Raw genomic sequence first — 24,077 nt, forward strand, 5'->3', positions numbered from 1 at the left:
AGCCGCTACAGCACCAGCGTTCGGTAGCGGTCGGCCACCTCCGCCAGTACCTCCGCGCCGTCCCGGGCCCACAGGGCCGGGTTGAAGATCTCCACCTCGATCGGTCCGTCGAAGCCCGTCGCGTCGACGCGCTCGCGGAACCAGCGGAAGTCGACCGAGCCGTCGCCGAGTTGACCGCGGCCCAGGAGGACGCCCTCGGGGAGGGGGGTGATCCAGTCGGCGAGCTGGAAGGAGGCGATGCGGCCGCCGGCGCCGGCGCGGGTGATCTGAGCGGCGATGGTGTCGTCCCACCACAGGTGGTAGGTGTCGACGACGACGCCCACCTGGTCCGCCGGGAAGCGCTCGGCCAGGTCGAGGGCCTGGGCGAGGGTGGAGACGACGCAGCGGTCGGAGGCGTACATGGGGTGCAGGGGCTCGATCGCCAGGCGGACGCCGCGGTCGGCGGCGTAGGGGGCGAGCTCAGCGAGGGCGTCGGCGATGCGCTCGCGGGCGGCGAAGAGGTCGCGGCTGCCGGGTGGGAGGCCGCCGGAGACCAGAATGAGGGTGTCGGTGCCGAGGGTGGCGGCCTCGTCGATGGCGGCGCGGTTGTCGGCGAGGGCGGCGGCGCGCTCGTCCGGGTCGATGGCGGTGAAGAAGCCGCCCCGGCACAGCGAGGTGACGGCCAGGCCCGCGTCGCGGATCAGCCTCGCGGCCGCCTCGACGCCGTACTCCTGCACCGGCGCGCGCCACAGGCCGACGCCGGGGACGCCCGCCTTGACGCAGCCCTCGGCCAGCTCGGGCAGCGACCACTGCTTGATCGTTTCCTGGTTGAGGCTCAGCCTGGTCAGGTCACCGGTCATTGCGCCACTCCGTACACCGTCAGCAGGCTCTTCATCCTCGACTCCGCGAGGGCCGGGTCCGGGAACAGGCCGAGTCCGTCGGCCAGTTCGTACGCCCGCGCCAGGTGCGGGAGCGAACGGGACGACTGCTGGCCGCCGACCATCGTGAAGTGGGACTGGTGGCCGGCCAGCCAGGCCAGGAAGACGACGCCCGTCTTGTAGAAGCGGGTCGGGGCCTGGAAGAGGTGGCGGGACAGCTCGACGGTGGGGTCGAGCAGGCCGCGGAAGCCCGCCACATCGCCGGTGTCCAGCCGGCGCACCGCCTCGGCGGCCAGCGGGCCCAGGGGGTCGAAGATGCCGAGGAGGGCGTGGCTGAAGCCCTGGTCGTCGCCCGCGATCAGCTCGGGGTAGTTGAAGTCGTCGCCCGTGTAGCAGCGCACGCCGTCCGGTAGCAGGCGGCGCAGCTCGATCTCGCGCTGGGCGTCCAGCAGGGAGACCTTGATGCCGTCGACCTTGTCGGGGTGGGCGGCGATGACGTCGAGGAAGGTGCGGGTGGCGGCGTCGAGGTCGGTGGCGCCCCAGTAGCCTTCGAGGGCCGGGTCGAACATGGGGCCGAGCCAGTGCAGGACGACCGGCTCGGCGGCCTGGCGCAGCAGGTGGCCGTAGACCTCGAGGTAGTCGTCGGGGCTCTTGGCCACGGCGGTCAGGGCCCGGGAGGCCATGAGGATGGCCTGGGCGCCGGCCGTCTCGACGACCTCGAGCTGCTCCTCGTACGCGGCCCTGACCTGGTCGAGGCTGTACGGGTAGCCGATCTCGGTGGCGGGCAGCTGGTCGGTGCCGACGCCGCAGGCGATGCGGCCGCCGACCGCCTTGGCCTCGGCGGCCGAGCGGCGGATCAGCTCGGCGGCGCCGGACCAGTCCAGGCCCATGCCGCGCTGGGCGGTGTCCATGGCCTCGGCGACGCCGAGCCCGTGGGACCACAGGTGGCGGCGGAAGGCGAGGGTGGCGTCCCAGTCGACGGCGGCGGGGCTGTCGGGGGTCACATCGGCGTACGGGTCGGCGACGACGTGGGCGGCGGAGAAGACCGTACGGGAGGCGAGCGGCGCTCCGCCTGAGGCGAAGGACGCGGGTTGGGTGCGGGGCTCGTACGGGCGGGTGGCGCCGCCCTCGGCGGGGAGGTGGATGGTCACAGGCTCAGCTCCGGGACGTCCAGGCGGCGGCCCTCCGCCGACGACTTCAGGCCCAGCTCGGCGAGTTGTACGCCGCGCGCGCCGGCCAGCAGGTCCCAGTGCCAGGGCTCGTCGAGGACGACATGGCGCAGGAACAGCTCCCACTGCGCCTTGAAGCCGTTGTCGAACTCCTCGTTGTCCGGGACCTCCTGCCACTGGTCGCGGAAGGACTCGGTGAGCGGGATGTCGGGGTTCCACACCGGCTTGGGGGTGGCGGAGCGGTGCTGGACGCGGCAGCGCCGCAGCCCCGCGACGGCCGAGCCCTCGGTGCCGTCGACCTGGAACTCGACCAGCTCGTCGCGGTTGACGCGGACCGCCCAGGAGGAGTTGATCTGGGCGACGGCGCCGCCCTCGAGCTGGAAGATGCCGTAGGCCGCGTCGTCGGCGGTGGCGTCGTACGGCTTGCCCTGCTCGTCCCAACGGGTGGGGATGTGGGTGGTGACCTGCGCCTGGACGGTCCGTACGGCGCCGAAGAGCTCGTGCAGCACGTACTCCCAGTGCGGGAACATGTCGACGACGATGCCGCCGCCGTCCTCGGAGCGGTAGTTCCAGGAGGGCCGCTGGGCGCTCTGCCAGTCGCCCTCGAAGACCCAGTAGCCGAACTCGCCGCGCACCGAGAGGATCTCGCCGAAGAAGCCGCCGTCGATGAGGCGCTTCAGCTTGAGCAGGCCCGGGAGGAAGATCTTGTCCTGGACGACGCCGTGCTTGACGCCGGCCGCCTCGGCGAGCCTGGCCAGCTCCAGGGCGCCGGCCAGGCCGGTGGCGGTGGGCTTCTCGGTGTAGATGTGCTTGCCGGCCGCGACGGCCTTCTTGATGGCCTCCTCGCGGGCGGCGGTGACCTGGGCGTCGAAGTAGATGTCGATCGAGTCGTCGGCGAGGACGGCGTCGAGGTCGGTGGACCAGTGGTCCAGGCCGTGGCGCTCGGCCAGGGCCTTGAGGGCGTGGTCCCGGCGGCCCACGAGGACCGGCTCGGGCCACAGCACGGTGCCGTCGCCGAGGTCGAGGCCGCCTTGTTCGCGGATGGCGAGGAGGGAGCGGACGAGGTGCTGGCGGTAGCCCATGCGGCCCGTCACGCCGTTCATAGCGATCCGCACTGTCTTGCGTGTCACGGTTTTCTTCTCCTCACCGAAGTCCTCATCAGACGTCGCCACAGTCATAGCAAGCGCTTTCTTTCTATCACGCTAGCCGCCCCGGCCCGCCCATGTACAGAGGAGAGAGGGGTTGGAGAGCGGACACGGGGCGGTCGGCGCTTCAGCGCAGCGTCAGGCGGTAACTGAACGGCGCGCGCCCGGTGATCAGCACACGGAGGCCGGAGACATTGAGGCTGCCGGCCATCCAGCTGTAGCGCTCCCCCGCGTCCACGGTGGCCGGCTGACGCGGTCCGCTGCCGTTGCCCGGCCCGAACGTGATCACGTCATCGCCCACGGTGTATGTCCCGTGCCCCTTCACCAGCTGGTACGTGTCCGCCTGGCCGGAGACCGGCTCCACGCCGCCGAGCGTGCCGCCCGGGCGGAAGCACAGCTCCAGGGCGAGCGGGACCTCGGAGGGGCCGACCGAGAAGTCCAGGTCCCAGCCGCCGCCGGACTCCCTCAGCCGCACCTCCGTTCGCAGGGTGCGCCACTGCTTGGGCCGGTGCGGGAAGTCCATCGCGGACCAGAACCGGCCGTCGTCGGTCAGCGGGTACTGCCCGTCGGGGCGCCGGTGCTGCGGCGGCAGCGGCAGGTGGAACGCGGCCCGGACCTCCGCCGACAGCCGCCAGCCGTCGGCCGTGCGCACCAGGTCCTCGGCCCGGAAGTGGCCGGTGGAGAAGAACTGCGGGGACAGCCGCAGCGAGTCCAGGATCGCGCCGCCCTTGCGCCACTTGAGGAAGGTCGGGTTGGTGGACAGGCCGGAGGAGATGGCGTGGACGTCGGGGAAGTCGGTCCCGCCGAAGATCGTGGTGCGGGCGGTGCCCCGGCCGATCCGCACCAGCCCGCTGTCCTTGTCGTGGAACGTGAACTTCTGCGGCGCCTCGGCGGCCTTGGGCAGCGGCGCGGCCAGCTCCGGGTGGTCCAGCACCTCGGCGAGGAAGTCCCCGAGCGGGGTCTCGTCGAAGACCTGATCCTTGCCGCGCCGCTGGATGGTCTCGGCGACGGCCGCGAACCGCCCGTCGTTGTCCCTGAGCGCCAGGGCCCGGTACTGGAGCCAGTACTCGGACATGTGTTTCGTCGTCTTCTGGTCCTGGCGGCGCGAGTGCACCGTCTCCACCTCGCCGTTCGGCTCGATGAGGTGGAGCGTCGCCTCCAGGTTGCGGCGCACGTTGTCATACAGCTTCGGCCGGTCGGTCAGCCGTGCCACGGTCAGCAGCGAGGGGTTGGTGACGATCGGCGCGTAGGTGGCGCTGCGCTCGCTGTACTGACCGGCCGGGTACTGGTCGATGCCCTCGGCGAGCCAGGCGTCGATGCGCCGGGTGTAGCTCTCGTTGGGCCAGAAGGAGTTGACGCGGGCGAGCGCGGCGCAGATCTTCCAGCGGTGGTTGGGGGTGTGCACCCCGCCCTCGGACAGGCCCTTGCCCGCCTTGAGCAGGATCGTCTTGAGGGTGGCCCGGATGCCCCGGGTGGAGGTGTGGTCGTCCTCGTCCAGCAGCCCGTACGTCAGCCCCAGGTCGACGATCGAGAAGGCGGTGTCCGGCGGGGAGTGCACCGCGCCCTGGTCGTAGAGCCCGTCGTCGAACTGCGCGGCGGCCAGCGCGTCGGCCAGTTCGGTCATCGGCGCGATGAGCGCGGTGTCGTGGTGGTGGGCCGCGTCGGCCCATACGTGCACCGAGGCCAGCAGGCGCAGGCTGCGGGCGGCCCAGCGGGCCTTGCCCTGGTCGGTCAGCTCGGCGATGGCGGCGGCGCGCCCGTCCAGGACCTCGGCGACCCGGCCGTCGGCCGCCTTGGTGAGGACGGCCAGGAAGTCCTTGTCAATATCCTTGTCCCCGGCCCCGGCCGGTTCCGCGGCGGACTCGGGCGCGGCGGCGAGCAGTCCGCCGACGGCGGCGGTCCCGGCGAGGAAGTGGCGGCGGTGCAGTGTCATCTGTGGTGCTCCGTGGTGGTTCGGGAATGCCCAGGAATGGCCGAGGTGGCTCCGGAGTGCTCGACGGCCCGCGCGGCCAGCGCGAGGGGCCCGGGGACGAGGAGGACCAGCGGCGGGTAGGCCCAGGCGCAGATGGCCGCGGTGGCCACGGCCATCAGCAGGACGACGCTGCCGCGCGGTGTGCGCACCGTCTCGTACGCCGCCGTACGCGCCGCCTCGCGCCAGCTGGTGGCCGACTCGGGGCGGGCGCAGGCGCGCAGCAGGACCACGGCCAGCAGGGCGCCCGCGGCCAGCAGGGCGGGGCGGAAGACCGCCGCGCCCGGCAGACCGGCCCCGGCCAGCAGCGCGTTGAACAGCAGCAGCGCGCCGCCGGCCACGACGGCCACCCCGGCCAGCAGGTCGCCGGTGCGCAGCCGGGCGCGCAGGGCCCGGAAGTAGCCCGGGACGGTGACCGTCCGGTCATGGCGGACCCGCTGGTCGAGTACGGCGCAGGCGGTGGACATCGCGGCGGGCGCGGTGAGCACCGGCAGAGCGGCGACGGTGGTCGTAAGGCCCAGCAGCAGCACGTCGGAGAAGAGGGCGAAGCGGGGGCCGACCAGCTCCCCCGGCTCCCGGGTGGTGGCGTGGGGCACGGCGGCTCAGCCCTTCAGTCCGGAGTTGGCCATGCCCTCCACCAGGAAGCGCTGGAAGGCGAGGAAGAACAGCACGATCGGCAGCAGCGCGAAGACCGACATGGCGAACATCGGGCCGAACGCCGACTGGCTGGAGGCGTCCACGAAGGACCGCAGGGCCAGGGTGAGGGTGAACTTCTCCGGCTCGAAGAGGTAGATGAGCTGGGTGAAGAAGTCGTTCCAGGTCCAGATGAAGGTGAAGATCGCGGTGGTGATCAGGGCGGGCCTGGTCAGCGGCAGGATGACGCTGAAGAAGGAGCGGAACGGCCCGCAGCCGTCGATCCGCGCCGCCTCCTCCAGCTCACGCGGCAGCGAGCGCATGAACTGGACGATGAGGAAGACGAAGAAGGCGTCGGTGGCCAGGAACTTCGGCAGGATCATCGGCCAGTAGGTGTTCACCATGCCGAGCTGGTTGAAGACGATGTACTGCGGGATCAGCACCGCGTGGTGCGGCAGCATGATCGTCGCGATCATGAAGGCGAACAGCGGACCGCGCATCCTGAACCGCAGCCGCGCGAAGGCGTACGCGGCGAGCGAGCAGCTGATGACGTTGCCGAGCACCGCGCCGCCCGCGATGAGCAGCGAGTTCCACAGCAGTCGGCCGACGCCGACCTCGTTCACGCCGTCCAGCGCGGTGGAGTAGTTGCTCCACTCCAGGTGGCTGGGGAGCAGCTTGAGGCTGGCGATCACCTCGTCGGCCGGCTTGAAGGAGGTCGCGATCAGCCAGGCCAGCGGGTAGAGCATCACCAGCAGCACGGCGATCAGGACGGCGTGCAGGCCGATCCGGGCGGGGCGCGGGCGGCGGCGGGCCGCGGCGCCCGTCGCCACCGCGTGGGTGGTGTCCACGGTGGTCATCGGGCCCCCTCGTTGTCGTCGTTGGCGTAGAAGACCCAGGAGCGGGAGGTGCGGAACAGCACCGCGGTGACGATGCCGATGGCCACCAGCAGCACCCAGGCCATGGCCGAGGCGTAGCCCATGTGGGAGGCGGTGAAGCCGCGGTCGTAGAGGTAGAGCGTGTAGAAGAGCGTGGAGTCCGCGGGGCCGCCCTTGCCGCCGCTGACCGCGAAGGCCGGGGTGAACACCTGGAACGCCTGGATGGTCTGCAGCACCAGGTTGAAGAAGAGCACCGGGGACAGCATCGGCAGGGTGATGGAGCGGAACTGCCGCCACCATCCGGCCCCGTCCATGGCCGCCGCCTCGTACAGCTCGCCGGGTATCTGCTGCAGCCCGGCCAGGAAGATCACCATGGGGGCGCCGAACTGCCAGACGGTCAGCAGCGCGACGGCCAGCAGCGCCCATCCCGGCTTGTTGATCCAGCCGCCGATGTCCAGGCCGAACCAGGACAGCATGTTGTCCACCGTGCCGCCGTCGTTGAAGATCGCCCGCCAGACCAGGGCGATGGACATGGACGCGCCCAGCAGCGAGGGGGCGTAGAAGGCGGAGCGGTAGAAGCCCTTGCCGCGCTTGACCGACTTCAGCGCCAGCGCGACCGCGAGGGCCAGCGCGAGCTGCAGCGGCACCGCGATCACGACATAGGTGAGGGTCGAGGTGACCGACCGCCAGAAGCGGGGGTCCTCGGTGAACATCTGGATGTAGTTGCGGAAGCCGACCCAGCTGGGGTCGTTGAACATGTCGTAGTTGGTGAACGACAGATACAGCGAGACGGCCATGGGCAGCAGCGTCAGCACACTGGCGCCGAGCACCCACGGGGACAGGAACACCCAGGCGGCGCCCTGGCGCTCGCGCTTCGGGGGGCGCTTGCCGGACCGGCCGGCGCTCGCCGGGGCCGGCTGGGGGCGGGTCGCGGTCGCGGTCATTGCCTCAGCTCCGCCTTCGCCTCGGTGACAAAGTCCTCGGCCGCCTCACGCGGCGACATCTGCTCGAACGACACCTGGTCGTAGTCGCGGCTGAAGGTGGTCTGCAGCGACGCGTCGCCCTTGGGCGGCGCGGGCGGCGGATCCTTGAGCTTGCCCTCGAACTGCTTCTGGTAGGCCGAGACCACCAGGTCGAACCCCTCCAGCTTGGGCGCCACGACCTTGCGGATGGAGTCGTTGGCCGGGATGCCGCGGGAGTTGCCGAGGATGGCGCCCGCCTCGGGGTCGTTCAGCAGGAAGTCGATGAACCGGGCGGCCTCCTTGGGGTGGCCGGTCTTCGCGGACGCCCCGAAGAACATCGACGGTTTGAAGTACTGGCCGGGCGTGCCGTCCTCGCCCGACGGCATCGGCGCGAGCTTCACGCCCTCCCCGATGATCGCCAGATAGCCGCTGGCGGGGGCGTCCCAGTTGAAGTCCGAGACGGCCTTGAGCCGGCCGAACGGGGTGTTCTCCACCGAGCCGTCCATCTGGGTGGTCTGCTCGGCGGAGCTGACCGCGCCCTGCTTGCGGAGCTTGCTGCACCACTCCCAGTAGCGCGCCAGGTCGTCCGCCGTGAAGCCGAGCTTGTAGTCGTCGGTGTAGAGGACCTTGCCCTGGCCGCGCAGCCAGATCTCGAAGACGTCCTCGCTCTGGCCCGGGTCGGTGCCGCCCACCCGCCCGGTGGCTTTGGCCGCCTTGGATCGAGACAGCTTGACCATGGCGTCCGCCCAGTCGTCCCAGGTCCAGCCGGGTTTGGGCTCGGGCACCCCGGCCTTGCGCCACAGGACCGAGTCGTAGACCACGGTCTCCGAGCCGCGCGCCACCGGGATCGCGTACTGCTTGTCGTTCACGACACCGGTGGCCAGCAGCCCCTTGTCCATCTGGGAGGTGCGCAGCTCCTTGTGGGTGCCCAGGTCGAGCAGGACACCGCCGTCCGCGTACTGGTTGATCATCCGGTAGTCGAGCTGCATCACATCGGGCGCGTCACCGCCCGCCGCCTGGGTGGCGAGCTTCTGCTTGTACGCGTCGAAGCCCGCGAAGGAGGTGCTGATGCGGATGCCGGGGTTCTTCTTCTCGAAGAGTTTGACGGCCTCCTCGGTGCGGGCCGCCCGGTCGGGGTTGCCCCACCAGGTGAAGCGCAGGGTGACCTTGCCGCCCGAGCCGCCGCCTTCACCTCCGCCGCACCCGGTGAGGGTCGCGCAGAGGGTGAAGGTGAGGGCCAGGGCGCAGGACACCTTTGTCCTGATTCGAAGCATGCTGTGGCCAGCCTCCCTTCTGATCTTTCCGAAACGTGGTGGCCAGCGATTTTGTGGCAGGTCACTCGCCGTAGTACGGCAGCGTGACGCCGGGCAGTTCGTACTCGTCGCGCCGGCCGCACATGCCGTAGCCGCCCTGCCGGGTGGGTCCGGAGGCGCGGACGCGGGCGCCGGCCAGATGGGCCGGATCGCCCGACGCGAGGGCGGCCAGATGGTCGCCGGTGCGCTGCGCGGCGGCGAGCGCGCCGGCGCGCCAGCGGGGCTCCCAGGCGGCCACCTTGGGCCCGACCAGCCGCACCGCGGCCTGGTGGAAGGCGCGCAGCGGGCCGTCGTCGCCCTTCGCCAGGGCCTCGCGCAGCTCCAGATAGCCGGTGACCGCCAGGTCCCGGCGGCGCCGGGCCGCGGCGTCGGCCTCGGGCCCCTCCTTGGCGGGCAGGGTGGCGGCCGCGGCGTACGCCTCGGGGTCGGCCAGCACCTCGGCGGGGAAGGTGAACACGGCGTCGCCCGCCTCGGGCAGCCCGCTGTTCTGCATCAGCACGGTCACCTTCAGCCCGCCGCCCTGCACCATGCGGTGCACCGTGCCGGGCGAGAACCACACCACGGCACCCGGCTCCAGCGGCGTGACGGCATAACCGTCCTCGACGGTCAGGGTCTGGACGGCGCCGCTCCCGCCGGTCACCACATACGCCTCGGTGCAGGCCAGGTGGAGGTGCGGGCTGCCACCGCACACCCCGTCGGCGGCCTCCCACTCGTACGCGCTGATGTGGGACAGCCCCACACCGCCCGGCAGCGGGTCGGTGATCCCGGTCATCCTCCGCTCACCACCCGTGCGTCTTGAGGTAGGTCTCGGCGCGGTCCCGGTCCCAGGCGCCGTCCGCGACCACCACGCGGTAGCGGTACGCGAAGCTCTCGCCCGGGGGCAGTGCGAACTCCTCGAAGAACGCCCAGGAGAAGGCGACGGAGGGGATGGGCTCGGAGCGTACGAACCAGTGCGAGGCGTGCACGGCTCCCCCATCCTGTGACAGGTTCTGAGGGGCGTGCGCGAACAGCAGCGTGGAGTGCCCGTCCACGTCGTCGTGCTCGGCGGTGAAGGCGATCCAGGGCGCCTCGGCGGCCGGGGTGCCCATCAGGTCGGACGCGCCCTTCTCGCCCTCGCCGCCGCGCCCGCCGGGGCCGAACACGTCCCCGCCGGTGAAGTCGCGGGGGCCGCGCCAGTTCAGCCCCGTGTAGCCGGCCATCTCGCGGCCCGCGGTGGTCGGGGAGCCGAAGCGCAGCTCCTCACCGCGGACGTTGGTGAGGCGGATGGACCAGTCGATGGCCCAGGTGCCCTCGGCGGGCTCCACGGAGTGCACCTCGACGGTGCGCAGCTCCTTTGCCCATTCCTGGCCACCGCTGTGTTGTTCAGAAGGGTGGGCCACCCACGTCAGCTTCTCGGCGAACCGCAGCCGGTCCTCGGTGACGGTGAACTCCTCGAAGCCGTCGTGGCGCATCGAGCCGACCCGCTCCTCGACCCGCTGGTAGCCCTGCTCGGGGCCCAGGTAGGAGTTGCCGCCCCAGAAGTTCTGCTCGGACAGATGGCTCGCGGTCATCTGCAGGCCCTTGTGCCAGCGGTGGTCGCTGGGCCGGTAGCCGGAGACCACGTTGCCCGCGAGGGTGCGCAGCGGGTGGGTGTAGGGCTTCAGCGACTCGAACGGGTCGGCGTCCGGCTTGTAGACGTAGGCCAGCAGCTCGACGCCCCCGGAGGCGACCGTGACGCTCTCGCCGTGGATGTGCGTGACGGTGATCGGCTGGGTCATTCTCACTGCTCCTTGGCGGACGCGGCGGCGGTCGCGGGCGCCCAGTCGGGGTGGTTGCCGTGCATGGCGTCGTAGTACGGGTCGCCGGGGGCGATCTCGCCGGCGTGGACGGGACGTCCGGTGAAGGCCGACTTGTAGAGCGCGGCGAGGAACTCCATGGTGCGCCGGGCGTCCGGGCCGCTGCCCGGGGGCCGCACGCCGTCCCGCATCGCGTCGAGCACCACGCCCAGCTGGGCCGTGTGCGAGCTGGGCAGGTCGGCGGCGGGGGTGCGCCAGTGGGCGATGCGGTCGGCGGCCTCGCGGGTGTGCGGGGCGGGGGTGTAGACCCAGTCGTCGTTGGTGTGCCCGTACAGGTGGGTGAGCTCGACGGTGGCGTCGGCGCAGTCGATACGGATCCGGCTGACCTCGTCCGGCGACACCACGCTGTTGACGACGGTGGCCATGGCGCCGTTCGCGAAGCGGACGAGCGCGGTGGAGACGTCCTCGCTCTCCACGTCGTGGACCAGCCGCCCGGCCATGGCCCGTACCTCGGTCCAGTCGCCGAGGAGGTGGAGCAGCAGGTCCATCTGGTGGATGCCGTGGCCCATGGAGGGGCCGCCGCCCTCGCTGTCCCAGCGGCCGCGCCAGGGGACGGCGTAGTACTCGGTGTCGCGGTGCCAGGTGGTCTGGCAGTGGGCGACCAGCGGCTTGCCGAGCTCACCGCCGGTCAGCAGCTCGCGGGCGTGGACGGCGCCCGAGCCGTAGCGGTGCTGGAAGACCACGGACGCGTACGGGCCGCCCTCGGGCTTCTCGGCCGCCGCGATCTCGTCGTACTCGGCGAGCGTGAGGCACAGCGGCTTCTCGCACAGCACCCAGGCCCCGGCGCGCAGGGCCGCCACGGTCTGCTCGCGGTGGAGGGAGGGCGGGGTGCCGATGAGGACCAGGTCGGGGCGCTCGGCCTCCAGCATGGCGGCCAGGTCGGTGTAGCCGGTCACGGTGAAACCGGGGCCCGTCGCACCGGGCTCGGCGGTCTGGGCGGTCTGGCCGGGCTCGGCGGCCTGGGCGCGGAAGGCCTCCAGGCGGTCCTCGTCCACGTCGACCGCCGCGACGAGGTCCACGCGTTCGGCCTGAGCGCGGAGCGCGGGCAGATGGCTGCCGGAGACAATGCCTCCAGTGCCGACGACTGCGGCACGGATACGGGTGGTGGCTGCGGCCATGAACAGGGCTCCTCGCCGAGGGAAAGCGCTTGCTGGGGAGGACCCTAGACATGGTCCGGATGACCGGACAAGACCTGGGAGAGCACAATCGGGCCCCTGCTGAAACTTTCGAACGGGAGGGGAGGAGCGGGGGCGCGGGCGGCGCTCGTCCCTCTCCGGCACCCACCCTGACCAGTGAGAGCATGGGCGTGCGCGAAGGAGCGCACGCGGCGCACCACCAGGTGACCATCCAACGGAGGAATCATGGCAGTGACCCTGGCCGATGTGGCCGCACGGGCACGGGTCTCGGCGGCCACCGTGTCGCGCGTCCTGAGCGGCAACTACCCGGTCGCCGAGTCGACCAGGGCCCGGGTGCTGCGCGCGGTGGACGAGCTGGAGTATGTGGTCAACGGCCCGGCGAGCGCGCTCGCCGCCGCCACCTCGGATCTGGTGGGCGTGCTCGTCAACGACATCGCGGACCCCTTCTTCGGGATCATCGCCGGTGCCGTGCAGGCCGAGATGGGGTCGGCCACGGGCGCGGAGTCCGGCCGCCACGGTGAAAAACTCGCCGTGATCTGCAACACCGGCGGCTCCCCTGAGCGCGAACTCACCTATCTCACCCTGCTGCAGCGGCAGCGCGCCGCCGCGGTCGTGCTCACCGGCGGCGCGGTCGAGCACCCCGACCACATGGCGGCGGTCGCCGCCAAGGCGTCCCGCCTGGCCTCGTCCGGCACCCGCGTGGTGCTGTGCGGCCGCCCCCCGATCGAGGACGCGGTCACCCTCACCTTCGACAACCGCGGCGGCGCCCGGCGGCTCACCGAGCATCTGCTGACCCTCGGCCACCGCCGGATCGGCTATGTCGCCGGACCCGCGGAGCGCACCACGACCCGCGACCGCCTCGAGGGGCATCGCGCGGCCATGTCGGCGGCGGGCCTCGGCCAGGGGACGGAGCGGCTGACCGTCCACGGGCTCTACGACCGCTCCTCCGGCTATGACGCCACCCTCGAACTGCTGCGCCGCGACGACGCGTTGACGGCCATCGTGGCCGCCAACGACACCATCGCGCTGGGGGTCAGCGCGGCGCTGCGCGACCAGGGGCTGCGGATCCCCGACGACGTGTCGGTGGCCGGCTTCGACGACCTGCCCTTCAGCGCGGACGCGGTCCCGGCCCTCACCACGGTCCGGCTGCCCCTCCATGAGGCGGGCGCCCGCGCCGGGCGTCTGGCGCTGGGCCGCGAGCCGCAGCCGCCGGGCGGGGTGGCGATGGTGCGCTCCGAGCTGATGGCCCGCGCGTCCACGGCTCCGCCTCGGGCCGCGGGGTAACGCTCCGGGTTGCGGCCTGGCCCGATGCGGCCTCGCGCCGCTGGGCGGCATGGCCGGATGCCGGGCGCGCCCCTCGTCTCGCGCCTTCGGCGCAGAGCCGGTGGGGAAGCTGCTGGCGCGGCTGGACCGGCCGCAGCTGCGTCGGCTGCGCGAGGCGCCGGCGACCGCGCGCGGCGCGTTCTCCGGTACGCCGGAGCGGGTGCGGCTGCGCGGCCCGGGCCCCGGCGATCTCGGCTGGATCGTGCAGCGGCACGGCGCGCTGTACGCCGGCGACCGGCTGGTGGGGGCGTGCGTGGACTTCGCCCGCGAGGCGGGCTACCGCGAGCTGGTGCTGTGGACCAACGACGTCCTGACCGCCGCCCGCCGGATCTACCAGCGGGCGGGGTTCGAGCTGGTCGCCGAGGAGCGGCACCACAGTTACGGGGCCGATCTCGTCGGTCAGGACTGGCGGCTCACCCTCCGGGGAAGATGACGTCGCTGCACGAGTAGAACGTCTGGTCGAAGTGGCTGGCCTGCCAGATCATGAAGACGACGTGGCGGCCGGTGCGCCCGGGGGCGTTGACCGGGATCGACACGGTGACCCCGCCCAGCGCGGGGTCGGTGGAGGGCTCCCCCACTCCGGGCGCGATCTTGCCCGTCTGGGCGACCAGTTCGAGGTTGCTCCAGCGCAGCGGCTGGGTGGTGGCGTCGTATCCCTGCTTGGTGACGTAGATGCGGTAGTAGTCGGCGCCGTGCTTGGCCTGGTCGTGGTTCTTGAAGGTAAAGCTGTTGTTGACGGCCGTGGCCTCCCACTTTCCCGGTACGTCCATCGCGTTGTAGCGGCCCGAGGAAGTGTGCCCGGCGCTGCAGAGCTGGCCGTCGGGGAGGGCGGCCTGGTGGTTGCCCGCGACGCCTTCCCGGTAGAGGCCGTTCCAGTTCCACATGGCGTTGACGTCGGCCTGCCAGGCCTGCCAGCACATGGGGTCCTTGGTCTTCATCTCCGGGTTCTGGAAGTCGCTGCCCCAGCGCTTCCAGCAGCCGTAGTTGCGCGAGGCCGGGCCGATGGCCGAGCCGTGGGCGGCGGCGGTGTCCGCCAGCGGGATGGCGATCATCAGGACGGCGGCCGACGCGGCGGCCGACGCCCGTGCCACCCACCGTCTCTGGTTGTGCTCATGACAAATCATGGCGGCTCCAAGGTGTCCCTTGTTCTCCTCTGATACGGGGTGCGCTCGATGCACGGGAGCGCTCCCATGGTAGAACCGGGCCCCGGAGGCGGCCAGGCGTCTGAAGGGGCGTCATCCGGCCGAAAATCGCTCGCGTCAAGAGCCCTTCGCGGGATAAGGAGTGGGCAGCCGGAATTGGATCAGAGTATGGGGTGCCCCCGCTGAGTACGCATCAGGTCATCGAATGGACCGAAGCCGGGCGGGCCCACGACGCCCGATGGCGCTCCGAGAACGGGGCGCCCCCGCCCCGGCGGGTGGCGACCGCCGACGACCGCATGACGGCCGACACCGCCTACCGCCTGGCCTGCGAGGGCACCGCGCTGCTGTGGCGCGGCGACTACCAGGGCGCCCGCCAGCTGCTGAGCGCCATGGCGCGCCGCGCCGACCGCGGCCCGCGCCGGCCGCGCAGGCGCCGCGCCCCCGCGGCCTCCCCCGCCGAGGCCTTCCACCAGCACCGCCAGGCCCAGTCCCGGCGGGCCCGGGTGCTGGGCATGCTGCTCGTCCCGCTGGACGGCGACTACGGCGTGCCGCTGCGCCGCGCGCCCGACGTACGGCAGGCCTGCGCGGAGGCGTACGGACCGGCCGAAGGGCCTTCGGTGACGTCCCTGAGGGAGCTGCTGGGCCTGATCGGCGCGCATGAGTGGCGCACGAAGGGCGTCGCGGTGCCGGCCCTGGGCGGCGACCGCATCCATCCGCACTACGGCGTCTTCTCGCCGGTGCGCGGCGAGTACGTCGACCTGGTGGCCGAGGCGCCGCTGCCCGGCGACCGGTCCCTGGCCTACGACATCGGCACCGGGACGGGCGTCCTGGCCGCCGTGCTCGCGCGGCGGGGCGTGGGGCGCGTCGTGGCCACGGACCAGGACCCGCGCGCGCTGGCGTGCGCGGAGGAGAACATCGCCAGGCTCGGCCTGGCCGGGCGGGTGGACGTGGTGCGGGAAGATCTCTTCCCGGCCGGCCGGGCTCCGCTCGTCGTCTGCAACCCGCCCTGGGTGCCCGCCCGCCCCACCTCGCCGGTCGAGTACGCGGTCTACGACCCGGGCGGCCGGATGCTGCACGGCTTCCTCGACGGCCTGGCCGGCCACCTCGCCCCGGGCGGCGAGGGCTGGCTGATCCTCTCCGACCTCGCCGAGCACCTGGGGCTGCGCCCGCGCGCCGAGCTGACGGCCGCGTTCGAGGCGGCGGGCCTGAAGGTCGTGGACCGGCTGGACACCCGTCCCGTCCACCGCCGGGCCACCGATCCGGACGATCCGCTGCACGAGGCCCGCGCGGCGGAGGTGACCTCGCTGTGGCGACTGGCGGCCGGGTAGATGGCACAGTGGAGATCTGATCCATCACGAAGAACCGGAGCCCGTATGCAGCTCGCTTTCTCGACCCTCGGCGTCCCCGGCCTGCCGATACAGGACGTGGTGCGGCTCGCCGCCGACACCGGCTACCACGGCGTCGAGCTGCGGGCGCACCCCGAGGAGCCGGTGCACCCGGGGATCGGGGCCGCCGAACGGGCACGGGTGGCGGCGGAGTTCAAGGCCGCCGGGCTCGCGGTGCTGACGGTCGCCGGGTACGTACGGTCCGCCGCGGCGGGGCCGGACGAGTCGGCGCTGGAGGAGCTGCGGGAGCTCCTGCGGCTCGCCCATGACCTGGACGCGGCCCATGTGCGGGTCTTCCCCGGCGGCGGTGACATCGACGCCGCCGAGGCCGACGCGAACGCCGCCCGGCGTCTGGCCGCCGCCGCGCCGTACGCCACCGACCTGGGCGTACGGCTGCTCCTTGAGACGCATGACTCGCACCGCACCGGGGCCGATGTGACCCGCGTGCTCGGGCTGGTCGGCCACCAGAGCGTGGGCGCGATCTGGGATGTGATGCACCCCTGGCTGGGCGGCGAGGATCCGTCGGCCACCCATGCGGCGCTCGCCCCGTACCTGGGCTATGTGCAGGTCAAGGACATCGCCTCGGCCGACGACACCACCCCGCTGCCGCTGGGCGCCGGCGTGCTGCCGCTGGCCGAGTGCGTGGAGCTGCTCAGCCGCGCGGGCTGGGACGGCTGGCTGTGCTGGGAGTACGAGAAGCGGTGGTACCCGCAAGCTGCGGAGCTTCCGGGGCTGCTTCCCGCGGCCCGGGACCATCTGCTGCGGCTGCTCGCCGAGGCGGCCTGAGCGACAGCGAGGTCAGGGCCACCCCGCCGACCAGGAGCGCGGCGGCCAGCCAGCGCAGCGCGCTGATGCCCTCCCCCAGCACCAGCGCGGCCGAGGACATCCCGAAGACCGGCACCAGCAGGGTGAAGGGCGCGACCGCCGAGGCGTCGTAGGTCCGCAGCAGGAAGTTCCAGGCGCCGAAGCCGCCGAGGGTCACGATCCAGGCGACGTAGACGATCACGCCCGCTCCGGTCCAGTCGAGCGAGCGCAGCGCCTCCAGGTCGGGGTCCGCGCCCTCGAACATCAGCGACAGGCCGAGCAGCGGCACCACCGGCACCAGGCTCACCCAGACCATGAAGCTGAGCGGGTCGGGCGGCGCGGCCTTGCGGGTCAGGACGTTCGACACCCCCCAGAACACGGCGGCGGCGATCACCAGCACGAAGGCGAGCAGCGGCCCGGACGTGCCCTCGTCGACGGCGGCCACCGCGATACCGGCGAGCGCCACGGCCATGCCGGCCAGCCGGGTGCGGTTCGGCCGCTCGCCGAGCGCCACGGCGGCGAACAGCGCCGTGAACACCGCCTGGATCTGCAGGACCAGCGAGGACAGCCCGGCGGGCATTCCCTCGTGCATGCCGATGAACAGCAGCCCGAACTTCGCCACGCCCAGCGCGAGACCGACGCCGAGGACCCACTTCCACGCGACCTTCGGCCGGCCCACCAGGAAGACGGCGGGCAGCGCGGCGACGAGGAAGCGCAGCGCGCAGAACAGCAGGGGCGGGAAGTGGTCGAGCCCGATGTCGATGACGACGAAGTTGACGCCCCACACGGCGGTGACGAGGACGGCCAAGAGAATGTGTGCTGGTCGCATGCGTCGAGGATCACCGCTGCCGACCTTGTAGCACCAGCGCGGATTCCTTCATGGTTGGATTCAGCATTGCTGAAAGCCCGCTGGAGAAGACTTACGGAAAGGGAGGGGCATCGTGCTGGATCTGTCCCGGCTGCGGGCGCTGCACGCGGTCTCCGTGCACGGCTCGGTCAGCGCGGCGGCCACCGCGCTCGGCTACACCCCGTCCGCCGTCTCCCAGCAGATCGCCAAGCTGGAGCGGGAGACCCGCACCACCTTGCTGGAGCGCCAGGGCCGTGGCATCGCGCTGACCGACGAGGCCCGGCACCTGGCGGCCACCGCCCAGCAGCTGCTGGCGATCGTGGAGCGGGCCGAGACCACCCTGGAGGAGCGGCGCGGGCTGCCCAGCGGGCGGCTGATGATCGGCGCCTTCGCCACGGCGGCGCGCGGCCTGCTGCCCATGGTGCTGGCCGAACTCGCCGCGCGCCACGAGTCCCTGGACGCCCGGCTCGTCGAGGTCGACCCGCATCTGTCCGTCGACCTGGCGGCTCAGGGGGTCCTCGACATCGCGGTCGCGCACGACTGGGACATCGCGCCGCTGCCCGCCCCCGAAGGGCTGGAGCGGGCGGTCATCGGCGACGACCTGTGCGATGTCCTCGTACCGGCCGGGCACCCGCTGGCCGGGCGCGGCCGGCTGCGCCGGGAGGACCTGCCGGGGCAGCGGTGGATCTGCCAGCCGCCGGGGACGGTGTGCCACGACTGGCTGATCCGGACGCTGCGCGCCTGGGGCCACGAGCCGGACCTCGCGTATCAGGCGGCGGAGAACCACACCCAGATCGCCCTGGTCGCGGCGGGCCTCGGCATCGCCCTGATGCCCCGCCTGGGCCGCGGCCCGCTGCCCGACGGCGTACTGGCCCTGCCCCTCGAACCGGTGCCGGTACGCCGCCTGTACGCCCTGTGGCGCACGGGCGCGGCCCGCCGCCCGGCCATCACGGAGACCGTACGGCTGCTGCGCGCCCACTGGCCGCAGCGGGCGGCCTGAGGCAGCCGCCACCGGCTGCCGGCCGCCACGGCGGAACGGGTCGTCCGCGTCCGTCCGGGGGCACCCACTCGGCGCACCCCACGGCGCGCCGTCCCGGGCCCGCGGCGACCGCTGCCACCATGGCCGTATGCGTCCCGCCCCGCACCCTTCGCGTCCGGCCGCGGCAGCTCTCCCCCAGCTGCCGCCGGGAGGTGCCCCCTCTCCCGGGGAACCGGTCCGCGGCGCGGGCCGTCCAAGCGGTGTGCTGCTGGTGAGTCTCCGCAGAGCGGTATCAGCCGCGCTGCTGGCTGCGTCGCTGACCACCCTCTCCACCGCCTGCGGCCAGCAGCCTGCCGCCGTCGGGGTGCCCCCCAATCACCGCGCCGACGGCGGCACCCCGAGCTCCCCGCCCGGCACGCCGTATCGCCAGGGCCGTGTCGATACCGGGCTCGCCTACTTCACGAGCGGGCCCGGCGCGGTCCGGCAGGTGCGGGCGGTGCTGCGCGGGCGGGACGAGCTGAGCGCCTTCGCCCGGCTGTACCGCGGGCGGGCCCAGGAGATCATCGACAGGGCCGGGGACACCGACTTCACCCGCACCACCCTGGTCGGCTGGTCCGCGTCCACCGGCTGCGCCCAGTGGCCGTCCGCGACCCTCCACCGCGCCGGTGACACCCTGAAGCCGGTCGCGGGCCCGCACCCCGAGCCGCCGCCGGAGTGTTTCGCGCCCTTCCATGTGATCGCCGTCTTCGAGGTGCCGAGGGACCGGCTGCCCGAGCGGCCGCGCTTCGCCGACTGACCGTCACGCGTCGCCCCGTCACATCACCCGGTCACTCCCGGACACCGTTCGAACATCGCGCGATCGGTGTCATATGCCAAGTGACCGAGACGGTATCGAGGCTGTTCCCCTCGGTGACCTGGCTGCATCTGAATTGACGCCATCTCACTTATTCCATATTTTCCGCATGTTCGCGCCATGCGGACCACAGCCACCCCCTCCTCGACCCCGACGGAAGGAGTGCGGGTGCACGACCCGGCATTCCCCAACGCGGCCTCCCGCCGCGCCCTGCTGGCCGCCGCCTTCGCGGCCGCGGCCGCCGCCTGCTCCCGGCAGCGGCCCGCCTCCGCCCGGGAGGCCTCGCCGACCCACCGCGCCGCCGCCCTGGGCCCGGCGGACGGCAGCTCCGAACGCCGGGAGCGCGACCGCCGGCGGGCCGAGGCGCTCGTGGGCCGGATGACCCTCGACGAGAAGATAGGCCAGCTCTTCGTGGTGCGGGTCTACGGCCATTCGGCCACCTCCCCCGCCCCCGCCGACGCCGCGCAGAACCGCAGGGAGACGGGGGTCGCCAACGCGGCCGAGCTGATCGCGAAGTACCACGTCGGCGGCTTCATGTACGCGGGGTGGGCGCACAACATCCGCGACCCCCACCAGCTCGCCGCCCTCTCCAACGGCATCCAGAAGGCCGCGCTCGCGGGCCCCACCCCCGTCCCCGCGCTGCTGTCCATCGACCAGGAGCACGGCATCGTCGCCCGCGTCGGCGCGCCCGCCACCCTCCTGCCGGGCGCGATGGCGCTCGGCGCGGGGGGCAGCGACTCCGACGCCCGCACCGCCGCGCGGATCGCCGGGGCCGAGCTCGCCGCGCTCGGCATCCGGCAGAACTACGCGCCCGTCGCGGACGTCAACGTCGACCCGGCCAACCCGGTCATCGGCGTACGCTCCTTCGGCGCCGATCCCCATGCCGTGGCCCGGCTGGTCGCGGCCCAGGTCGAGGGCTATCGGAGCGCCGGGGTCGCGGCCACCGCCAAGCACTTCCCCGGGCACGGCGACACGTCCGTGGACAGCCATGTCGACCTGCCGGTCATCACCCACTCCCGCGCGCAGTGGGAGCGGCTGGACGCGCCGCCGTTCCGGGCCGCCATCGCGGCCGGCGTCGACGCGATCATGACGGCGCATCTGCGGTTCCCCGCGCTCGAACCCCGCGACGTCCCCGCCACCCTCTCCAAGCCCGTCATCACCGGTGTGCTCCGCGGCGAACTCGGCTTCGCCGGCGTGGTGGTGACGGACTCCCTCGGCATGGCCGGGGTGCGGAAGAAGTACGGCGACGACCGGGTGCCCGTACTGGCCCTGAAGGCGGGCGCGGACCAGCTGCTGAACCCGCCGGACCTGCCGGGCGCCTGGGCAGGCGTCCACCGGGCCGTACGGGGCGGGGAGCTCAGCGAGGCCCGCATCGAGGAGTCCGTCCTGCGCATCCTGGAACTCAAGGCGCGCCATGGCCTGTTGGACGCCCCTCACACCAGCGACCGCGACGTCAACCGCACGGTCGGCAGCCGTGAGCACCGCGCCGCCGCTGACCGAATAGCCGAGCGCACCACGACCCTGCTCGTCAACGACGGCCACCTGCTGCCGCTGGACCGCCACCACCGCCGGCTGCTGGTCGTGGGCCCGGACCCGGCCGCCCCCTCCGGCACCGGCGGCCCGCCGACGGCGGTCCTCGCCCACGCCCTGACCGACCTCGGCTTCACCGCCGAGGCCCTGTCCACCGGCCCCGGGCCCGACCCGGCCCCGGGGCGGATCAAGGCGGCGGTCGCGGCGGCGCGGGGGCGGGACGCGGTGATCGTCGCGACGTACGACGTCGGCAAGGGCTCCCGTCAGCGCGACCTGGTCTCCGCGCTCGCCGCCACGGGCGTGCCGCTGGTCCATGTGGCCCTGCGGAATCCCTACGACATCGCGTACATCGCGTCGCTGTCCGGCGCCGCGGACAAGGCCCCAGCGGCCTCCCTGGCCGTCTACTCCTGGACGGACGTCGAACTGCGCGCCGCCGCCCGCGTCATCGCGGGCCGGACCGGTCCGCGCGGCAGGCTGCCCGTCCCCGTGCGGCGCGCGGACGCCCCGCACGGGGTGCTGTACCCGAGGGGCCACGGGCTGTCGTACTGAGCCCGGTCATACTGAACCGCGTGACCGCCGACAGACCCCCCGCCGCACGCCCCGTGCCACGCCCCGCCGCCGACCTGCCGGGCGACCCCCGGCTGCTCGGCCTGGAGTACCACCTGTCGCAGGCGGTCGGCGGCGCGGACGGGGACACCCTCCTCGACTGGACGGTGTCCATCCGGGCGAAGCGGTTCAAGGGCCGAACGGCCGGGGGCGTCATCGGCTCGATGACGCTCTTCCGGCTGCGCCTGGACGACCGGTTCGGCCCGCACCCCTTCGAGGCGGCGGAGAGCTACGGCACAGAGCTCTCGGACCAGGTCCTCGGCGTGTACGACCTCGCACACGGCGGCTACCGGCAGGAGTTCCGCGAGGCCGTGACCCGGCCCGACGGCGATCTGCTGGTGCTGCACCACGTCGAACTCGACCCGGCGTGGCGGGGCTTCGGCCTCGGGCCGATCCTCGCCTCCGAGGCGATCTGGACCCTGGTGGACGGCTGCGGCGCCGTCGTCGTCGACCCGAGGGACGAGCGCGGGGCGGCGCGGTGGGAGAGCATCGGCTTCCGGCGCCGCGTACGCCCCCTCGGCCACCTCCTGGACCCCGCCTCCGCCCGTCCGCTCGCCCTGCGGAAGGAGCGGCGAGCGGACTTCGACGCGCTCGCCGAGTCCTATCTCGCCGCCCTCCGCGGCTAGGACCTCACGCTACGGCCGCAGGGCCGGCTCGCGCTCCACGTCCCGGCGGTCGAGCCGCGCGTCGTACGCGGCCAGCGGCTTCGCCGCGGGCTCCACGCCCGCCCACCGCTGCACCGCGGCCGTGGCCTTGGCCTTCTCGTCGGCCGCGAGCTGGGCGATGTTCGAGCCGTGGTTGCCGCCCGCGACGGTGTAGACGTAGGAATCCCGGGAGCCCTTGCCGAGCCGGAACCGCTCCGCGCCCCACGGGTCGTTCTGTCCGTACACGAACAGCATCCGGCGTGCGTCGTGCCGCACCCAGCTGTCGATGTCCCGCATCGCGTTCGGCCGGAACCGCATCGGGATCTCCCGGGGAACGTAGCTGCGCGGGGTGTAGATGCCCGGGTAGCGCAGCAGCCCGTCCAGGTGCGGGGTGTCGAAGGCGGGCGAGCCCAGTTCCGTGCCCGCCTGGTAGTAGTACGGGGTGTAGGTCTGCAGGCCCTGGTCGGTGTAGGCGGCGAAGCCGGAGATGTCGTCGATGAAGGCGTACAGCTCATCGGTCGAGGCGGTCGGCGCGGGCACATCGGCGCACTCGCTCACCAGGTGGTACTGCCAGAAGGCCCACACCAGGTCGAGGACGACGTTCTCGTACGCCTTGTCCGCGCTGCCCACGACCGTGAAGGTCTGGCCCTCCTCGTCCGCCCACTTCTGGTAGCGGGCGACGATCTCGTCGCGCCGCACCAGGGCCTCGCGCTGCACGGCGTTCAGCTTGGTGCGGCACTCGGCCGTGCCGACGGAGGCGAAGAAGCGGTCGTAGGCCGAGTCCTCCGTGTTCACCACGTCGTTGGGCGCGACGTAGGCGACGGTGGCGTCCATGTCACCTGGGTAGAAGCGGCGGTAGTACGTCGCCGTCATGCCGCCCTTGCTGCCGCCCGTGGCCAGCCACCGCTTGCCGTAGACGGGCTTCAGGGCCCGGTAGAGGCGGTGCTGGTCGCCGGCCGCCTGCCAGATGTCGAGCTTGGACCAGTCGGCGGGCTGAGGCCGGGACGGGGTGAAGTAGCGGTACTCCAGCGACACCTGGTTGCCGTCGACGATCTGGGTCGGCTCGCTGCGCCGCGGGCTGGTGTTGACGTTGTAGCCCGAGGTGAAGAACACCGTCGGGCGGTCGGTGGACTTGTGCAGCAGGGTGAACCGCTGCTCGAAGGTCCCCTTGGACGGGTGCCGGTGGTCGATCGGCTGGGTGTAGGTCAGCACCAGGAAGCGGTAGCCCTCGTAGGGCTTCTCCTCGACGAACCTCATCCCCGGTATCGCGAGTATTCGGTCCTTGATGTCCGGCTCGGCGGCGGCCGGTCTCGCGGTGGTCGTTCTCGCGGTGGCCGGCGCGGCGGTCGCGCTGCCGACGCCCGCGCCGACCGCCCCGACGAGCATCACGAGCGCCAGCAGCCATCTGAATGTCTTGGCCATTCGCCTGCCCTTCACTGCACATGGGTTCGGTTCACACAGATCGCCGAGAACCTATCGGGGCACAGGTGGGGCCACCAGACCCACCAACTGAGGCCCGGATACGGAGAGTTATGGGCTCCGCCCTCTTTCGTAGCGGGCTGTGATGGCTCATCCTGCCTACATGGACCGAGACGAACGGCACGACCGGAGCGAACGGGCCGAGCGGCTGACGCAGTATCTGACCGAATTGCAGGAACGAATCGATCCGCGCTCGCTGGAGCTGCTGATGCGGCTGCTGCGCGAGCTGAGCACCTCACCGGCCGTCCGCGGGGGGACGTACGAACTCGGCATGGGGCCGGAGGAGAAGGAGCTGTTCACCCCCGCTCTGCAGGCGGAGCTGCTGGTGCTGTTCGGCCTGCTCACCTCCCAGGACGAGCGGGTGGTCGTCGACCTCGGCGACAGCCCGCACGCCAAGGGGATGAAGGTCCTGGTCCCCCAGGACCGGGCGGACGACCCCGACTTCCTGCTGCGCCACAAACAGCGGGTCGCGGCGGAGGCGGAGCAGCGGGAACGGGACAGGCGCGAGGTGGAGGGGATAGCCAGGGCCAGCGGCATGGAACCGTGAAGTAACGATGGGTAACACCGGCTGAATGCCGAGAGTCACCACGG

Annotated in this window: 21 protein-coding genes and 2 pseudogenes; 9 read left to right on the plus strand and 14 right to left on the minus strand. The window is 72.5% G+C overall.

Annotated elements, in window-relative coordinates; all coding sequences use genetic code 11:
• Nucleotides 1-5: 5 nt before the first annotated feature.
• The 11 genes from ACFZDL_RS21740 to ACFZDL_RS21790 all read right to left on the minus strand — a co-directional run bounded on the left by ACFZDL_RS21740 (nucleotide 6) and on the right by ACFZDL_RS21790 (nucleotide 11,876).
• A complete protein-coding gene (locus ACFZDL_RS21740) occupies nucleotides 6-839 on the minus strand; it encodes a sugar phosphate isomerase/epimerase family protein (RefSeq protein ID WP_353594046.1) in 834 nt (277 codons plus the stop codon).
• Complete coding sequence (locus ACFZDL_RS21745) at nucleotides 836-2,008, minus strand: dihydrodipicolinate synthase family protein (protein WP_353594045.1); 1,173 nt, start codon at nucleotides 2,006-2,008, stop codon at nucleotides 836-838. Before ACFZDL_RS21745 ends, ACFZDL_RS21740 begins: the two co-directional genes overlap by 4 nt.
• A complete protein-coding gene (locus ACFZDL_RS21750) occupies nucleotides 2,005-3,156 on the minus strand; it encodes a Gfo/Idh/MocA family oxidoreductase (protein ID WP_353594044.1) in 1,152 nt (383 codons plus the stop codon). The genes ACFZDL_RS21745 and ACFZDL_RS21750 overlap by 4 nt, the downstream gene beginning before the upstream one ends.
• A 142-nt stretch (nucleotides 3,157-3,298) precedes the next feature.
• Entirely contained in the window at nucleotides 3,299-5,104 is a 1,806-nt protein-coding gene (locus tag ACFZDL_RS21755) for a hypothetical protein (RefSeq protein ID WP_353594043.1), read from the minus strand.
• The gene (locus tag ACFZDL_RS21760; protein ID WP_353594042.1) at nucleotides 5,101-5,736 is read right to left on the minus strand and encodes a hypothetical protein; all 636 of its coding nucleotides are present in this window, start codon (nucleotides 5,734-5,736) and stop codon (nucleotides 5,101-5,103) included. The genes ACFZDL_RS21755 and ACFZDL_RS21760 overlap by 4 nt, the downstream gene beginning before the upstream one ends.
• A 6-nt stretch (nucleotides 5,737-5,742) precedes the next feature.
• Nucleotides 5,743-6,630, minus strand: coding sequence for an ABC transporter permease subunit (locus ACFZDL_RS21765; RefSeq protein ID WP_391191926.1), 888 nt, complete (start codon nucleotides 6,628-6,630; stop codon nucleotides 5,743-5,745).
• On the minus strand, nucleotides 6,627-7,592 hold the full coding sequence (locus ACFZDL_RS21770) for a sugar ABC transporter permease (protein ID WP_353594041.1): 966 nt from the start codon (nucleotides 7,590-7,592) through the stop codon (nucleotides 6,627-6,629). Before ACFZDL_RS21770 ends, ACFZDL_RS21765 begins: the two co-directional genes overlap by 4 nt.
• On the minus strand, nucleotides 7,589-8,884 hold the full coding sequence (locus tag ACFZDL_RS21775; protein ID WP_353594040.1) for an extracellular solute-binding protein: 1,296 nt from the start codon (nucleotides 8,882-8,884) through the stop codon (nucleotides 7,589-7,591). The genes ACFZDL_RS21770 and ACFZDL_RS21775 overlap by 4 nt, the downstream gene beginning before the upstream one ends.
• Nucleotides 8,885-8,945: 61 nt before the next feature.
• Nucleotides 8,946-9,695 carry a cupin gene (locus ACFZDL_RS21780; protein WP_353594039.1) on the minus strand — a complete coding sequence of 250 codons (750 nt, stop codon included), beginning with the start codon at nucleotides 9,693-9,695 and terminating at the stop codon, nucleotides 8,946-8,948.
• 7 nt (nucleotides 9,696-9,702) lie between these two features.
• The gene (locus ACFZDL_RS21785; protein WP_353594038.1) at nucleotides 9,703-10,680 is read right to left on the minus strand and encodes a PmoA family protein; all 978 of its coding nucleotides are present in this window, start codon (nucleotides 10,678-10,680) and stop codon (nucleotides 9,703-9,705) included.
• Nucleotides 10,681-10,682: 2 nt separating this feature from the next.
• The gene (locus ACFZDL_RS21790) at nucleotides 10,683-11,876 is read right to left on the minus strand and encodes a Gfo/Idh/MocA family oxidoreductase (protein ID WP_353594037.1); all 1,194 of its coding nucleotides are present in this window, start codon (nucleotides 11,874-11,876) and stop codon (nucleotides 10,683-10,685) included.
• A gap of 243 nt (nucleotides 11,877-12,119) precedes the next feature.
• On the opposite strand from ACFZDL_RS21790, the gene ACFZDL_RS21795 reads away from it, so the two are divergent.
• Nucleotides 12,120-13,178: a LacI family DNA-binding transcriptional regulator gene (locus ACFZDL_RS21795; RefSeq protein ID WP_353594036.1), complete on the plus strand. Its 1,059-nt coding sequence runs from the start codon at nucleotides 12,120-12,122 to the stop codon at nucleotides 13,176-13,178.
• Between the two features lie 94 nt (nucleotides 13,179-13,272).
• Nucleotides 13,273-13,650 (plus strand): annotated as a pseudogene (locus ACFZDL_RS21800) (hypothetical protein); the annotation flags it as partial.
• Here ACFZDL_RS21800 and ACFZDL_RS21805 read toward each other — a convergent pair.
• Complete coding sequence (locus ACFZDL_RS21805) at nucleotides 13,631-14,341, minus strand: lytic polysaccharide monooxygenase (protein ID WP_353594035.1); 711 nt, start codon at nucleotides 14,339-14,341, stop codon at nucleotides 13,631-13,633. The pseudogene ACFZDL_RS21800 and the gene ACFZDL_RS21805 overlap by 20 nt on opposite strands.
• A gap of 191 nt (nucleotides 14,342-14,532) precedes the next feature.
• Here ACFZDL_RS21805 and ACFZDL_RS21810 point away from each other — a divergent pair, with 191 nt between their 5' ends.
• Together ACFZDL_RS21810 and ACFZDL_RS21815 are read left to right on the plus strand one after the other, a co-directional pair.
• Nucleotides 14,533-15,687 carry a methyltransferase gene (locus ACFZDL_RS21810; protein WP_391191932.1) on the plus strand — a complete coding sequence of 385 codons (1,155 nt, stop codon included), beginning with the start codon at nucleotides 14,533-14,535 and terminating at the stop codon, nucleotides 15,685-15,687.
• Nucleotides 15,688-15,732: 45 nt separating this feature from the next.
• A pseudogene (locus ACFZDL_RS21815) lies at nucleotides 15,733-16,407 on the plus strand (sugar phosphate isomerase/epimerase family protein); the annotation flags it as partial.
• On the opposite strand, the gene ACFZDL_RS21820 reads toward ACFZDL_RS21815, so the two are convergent.
• Nucleotides 16,397-17,377: an EamA family transporter gene (locus ACFZDL_RS21820; protein WP_353594034.1), complete on the minus strand. Its 981-nt coding sequence runs from the start codon at nucleotides 17,375-17,377 to the stop codon at nucleotides 16,397-16,399. The pseudogene ACFZDL_RS21815 and the gene ACFZDL_RS21820 sit on opposite strands and share 11 nt — an antisense overlap.
• Nucleotides 17,378-17,489: 112 nt before the next feature.
• On the opposite strand from ACFZDL_RS21820, the gene ACFZDL_RS21825 reads away from it, so the two are divergent.
• From ACFZDL_RS21825 to ACFZDL_RS21840, 4 genes are all read left to right on the plus strand, one after another.
• Nucleotides 17,490-18,395: a LysR family transcriptional regulator gene (locus ACFZDL_RS21825; protein WP_353594033.1), complete on the plus strand. Its 906-nt coding sequence runs from the start codon at nucleotides 17,490-17,492 to the stop codon at nucleotides 18,393-18,395.
• A gap of 250 nt (nucleotides 18,396-18,645) precedes the next feature.
• Entirely contained in the window at nucleotides 18,646-19,170 is a 525-nt protein-coding gene (locus tag ACFZDL_RS21830; protein ID WP_353594032.1) for a hypothetical protein, read from the plus strand.
• Between the two features lie 177 nt (nucleotides 19,171-19,347).
• Complete coding sequence (locus ACFZDL_RS21835; protein ID WP_353594031.1) at nucleotides 19,348-21,306, plus strand: glycoside hydrolase family 3 protein; 1,959 nt, start codon at nucleotides 19,348-19,350, stop codon at nucleotides 21,304-21,306.
• 20 nt (nucleotides 21,307-21,326) lie between these two features.
• Nucleotides 21,327-21,989, plus strand: a complete 663-nt coding sequence (locus ACFZDL_RS21840) for a hypothetical protein (protein WP_353594030.1) — start codon at nucleotides 21,327-21,329, stop codon at nucleotides 21,987-21,989.
• 9 nt (nucleotides 21,990-21,998) lie between these two features.
• On the opposite strand, the gene ACFZDL_RS21845 is transcribed toward ACFZDL_RS21840, so the two are convergent.
• Nucleotides 21,999-23,429 (minus strand): aminopeptidase, encoded by a 1,431-nt coding sequence (locus ACFZDL_RS21845; RefSeq protein ID WP_353594029.1) that lies wholly within the window; start codon nucleotides 23,427-23,429, stop codon nucleotides 21,999-22,001.
• Between the two features lie 160 nt (nucleotides 23,430-23,589).
• On the opposite strand from ACFZDL_RS21845, the gene ACFZDL_RS21850 reads away from it, so the two are divergent.
• Nucleotides 23,590-24,033 carry a hypothetical protein gene (locus tag ACFZDL_RS21850; protein ID WP_065959555.1) on the plus strand — a complete coding sequence of 148 codons (444 nt, stop codon included), beginning with the start codon at nucleotides 23,590-23,592 and terminating at the stop codon, nucleotides 24,031-24,033.
• The last annotated feature ends 44 nt before the right edge of the window (nucleotides 24,034-24,077 follow it).

Source organism: Streptomyces sp. NPDC007917, assembly GCF_042959105.1.
GTDB lineage: Bacteria > Actinomycetota > Actinomycetes > Streptomycetales > Streptomycetaceae > Streptomyces.

Excerpts from the sequence above, each read along its gene's own strand:
- ACFZDL_RS21740 (WP_353594046.1), bottom strand. The coding sequence starts at position 839 with ATGACCGGTGACCTGACCAGGCTGAGCCTCAACCAGGAAACGATCAAG.
- ACFZDL_RS21755 (WP_353594043.1), bottom strand. The coding sequence starts at position 5,104 with ATGACACTGCACCGCCGCCACTTCCTCGCCGGGACCGCCGCCGTCGGC.
- ACFZDL_RS21765 (WP_391191926.1), bottom strand. The coding sequence starts at position 6,630 with ATGACCACCGTGGACACCACCCACGCGGTGGCGACGGGCGCCGCGGCC.
- ACFZDL_RS21770 (WP_353594041.1), bottom strand. The coding sequence starts at position 7,592 with ATGACCGCGACCGCGACCCGCCCCCAGCCGGCCCCGGCGAGCGCCGGC.
- ACFZDL_RS21775 (WP_353594040.1), bottom strand. The coding sequence starts at position 8,884 with ATGCTTCGAATCAGGACAAAGGTGTCCTGCGCCCTGGCCCTCACCTTC.
- ACFZDL_RS21780 (WP_353594039.1), bottom strand. The coding sequence starts at position 9,695 with ATGACCGGGATCACCGACCCGCTGCCGGGCGGTGTGGGGCTGTCCCAC.
- ACFZDL_RS21785 (WP_353594038.1), bottom strand. The coding sequence starts at position 10,680 with ATGACCCAGCCGATCACCGTCACGCACATCCACGGCGAGAGCGTCACG.
- ACFZDL_RS21790 (WP_353594037.1), bottom strand. The coding sequence starts at position 11,876 with ATGGCCGCAGCCACCACCCGTATCCGTGCCGCAGTCGTCGGCACTGGA.
- ACFZDL_RS21795 (WP_353594036.1), top strand. The coding sequence starts at position 12,120 with ATGGCAGTGACCCTGGCCGATGTGGCCGCACGGGCACGGGTCTCGGCG.
- ACFZDL_RS21805 (WP_353594035.1), bottom strand. The coding sequence starts at position 14,341 with ATGATTTGTCATGAGCACAACCAGAGACGGTGGGTGGCACGGGCGTCG.
- ACFZDL_RS21820 (WP_353594034.1), bottom strand. The coding sequence starts at position 17,377 with ATGCGACCAGCACACATTCTCTTGGCCGTCCTCGTCACCGCCGTGTGG.
- ACFZDL_RS21835 (WP_353594031.1), top strand. The coding sequence starts at position 19,348 with ATGCGGACCACAGCCACCCCCTCCTCGACCCCGACGGAAGGAGTGCGG.
- ACFZDL_RS21845 (WP_353594029.1), bottom strand. The coding sequence starts at position 23,429 with ATGGCCAAGACATTCAGATGGCTGCTGGCGCTCGTGATGCTCGTCGGG.
- ACFZDL_RS21850 (WP_065959555.1), top strand. The coding sequence starts at position 23,590 with ATGGACCGAGACGAACGGCACGACCGGAGCGAACGGGCCGAGCGGCTG.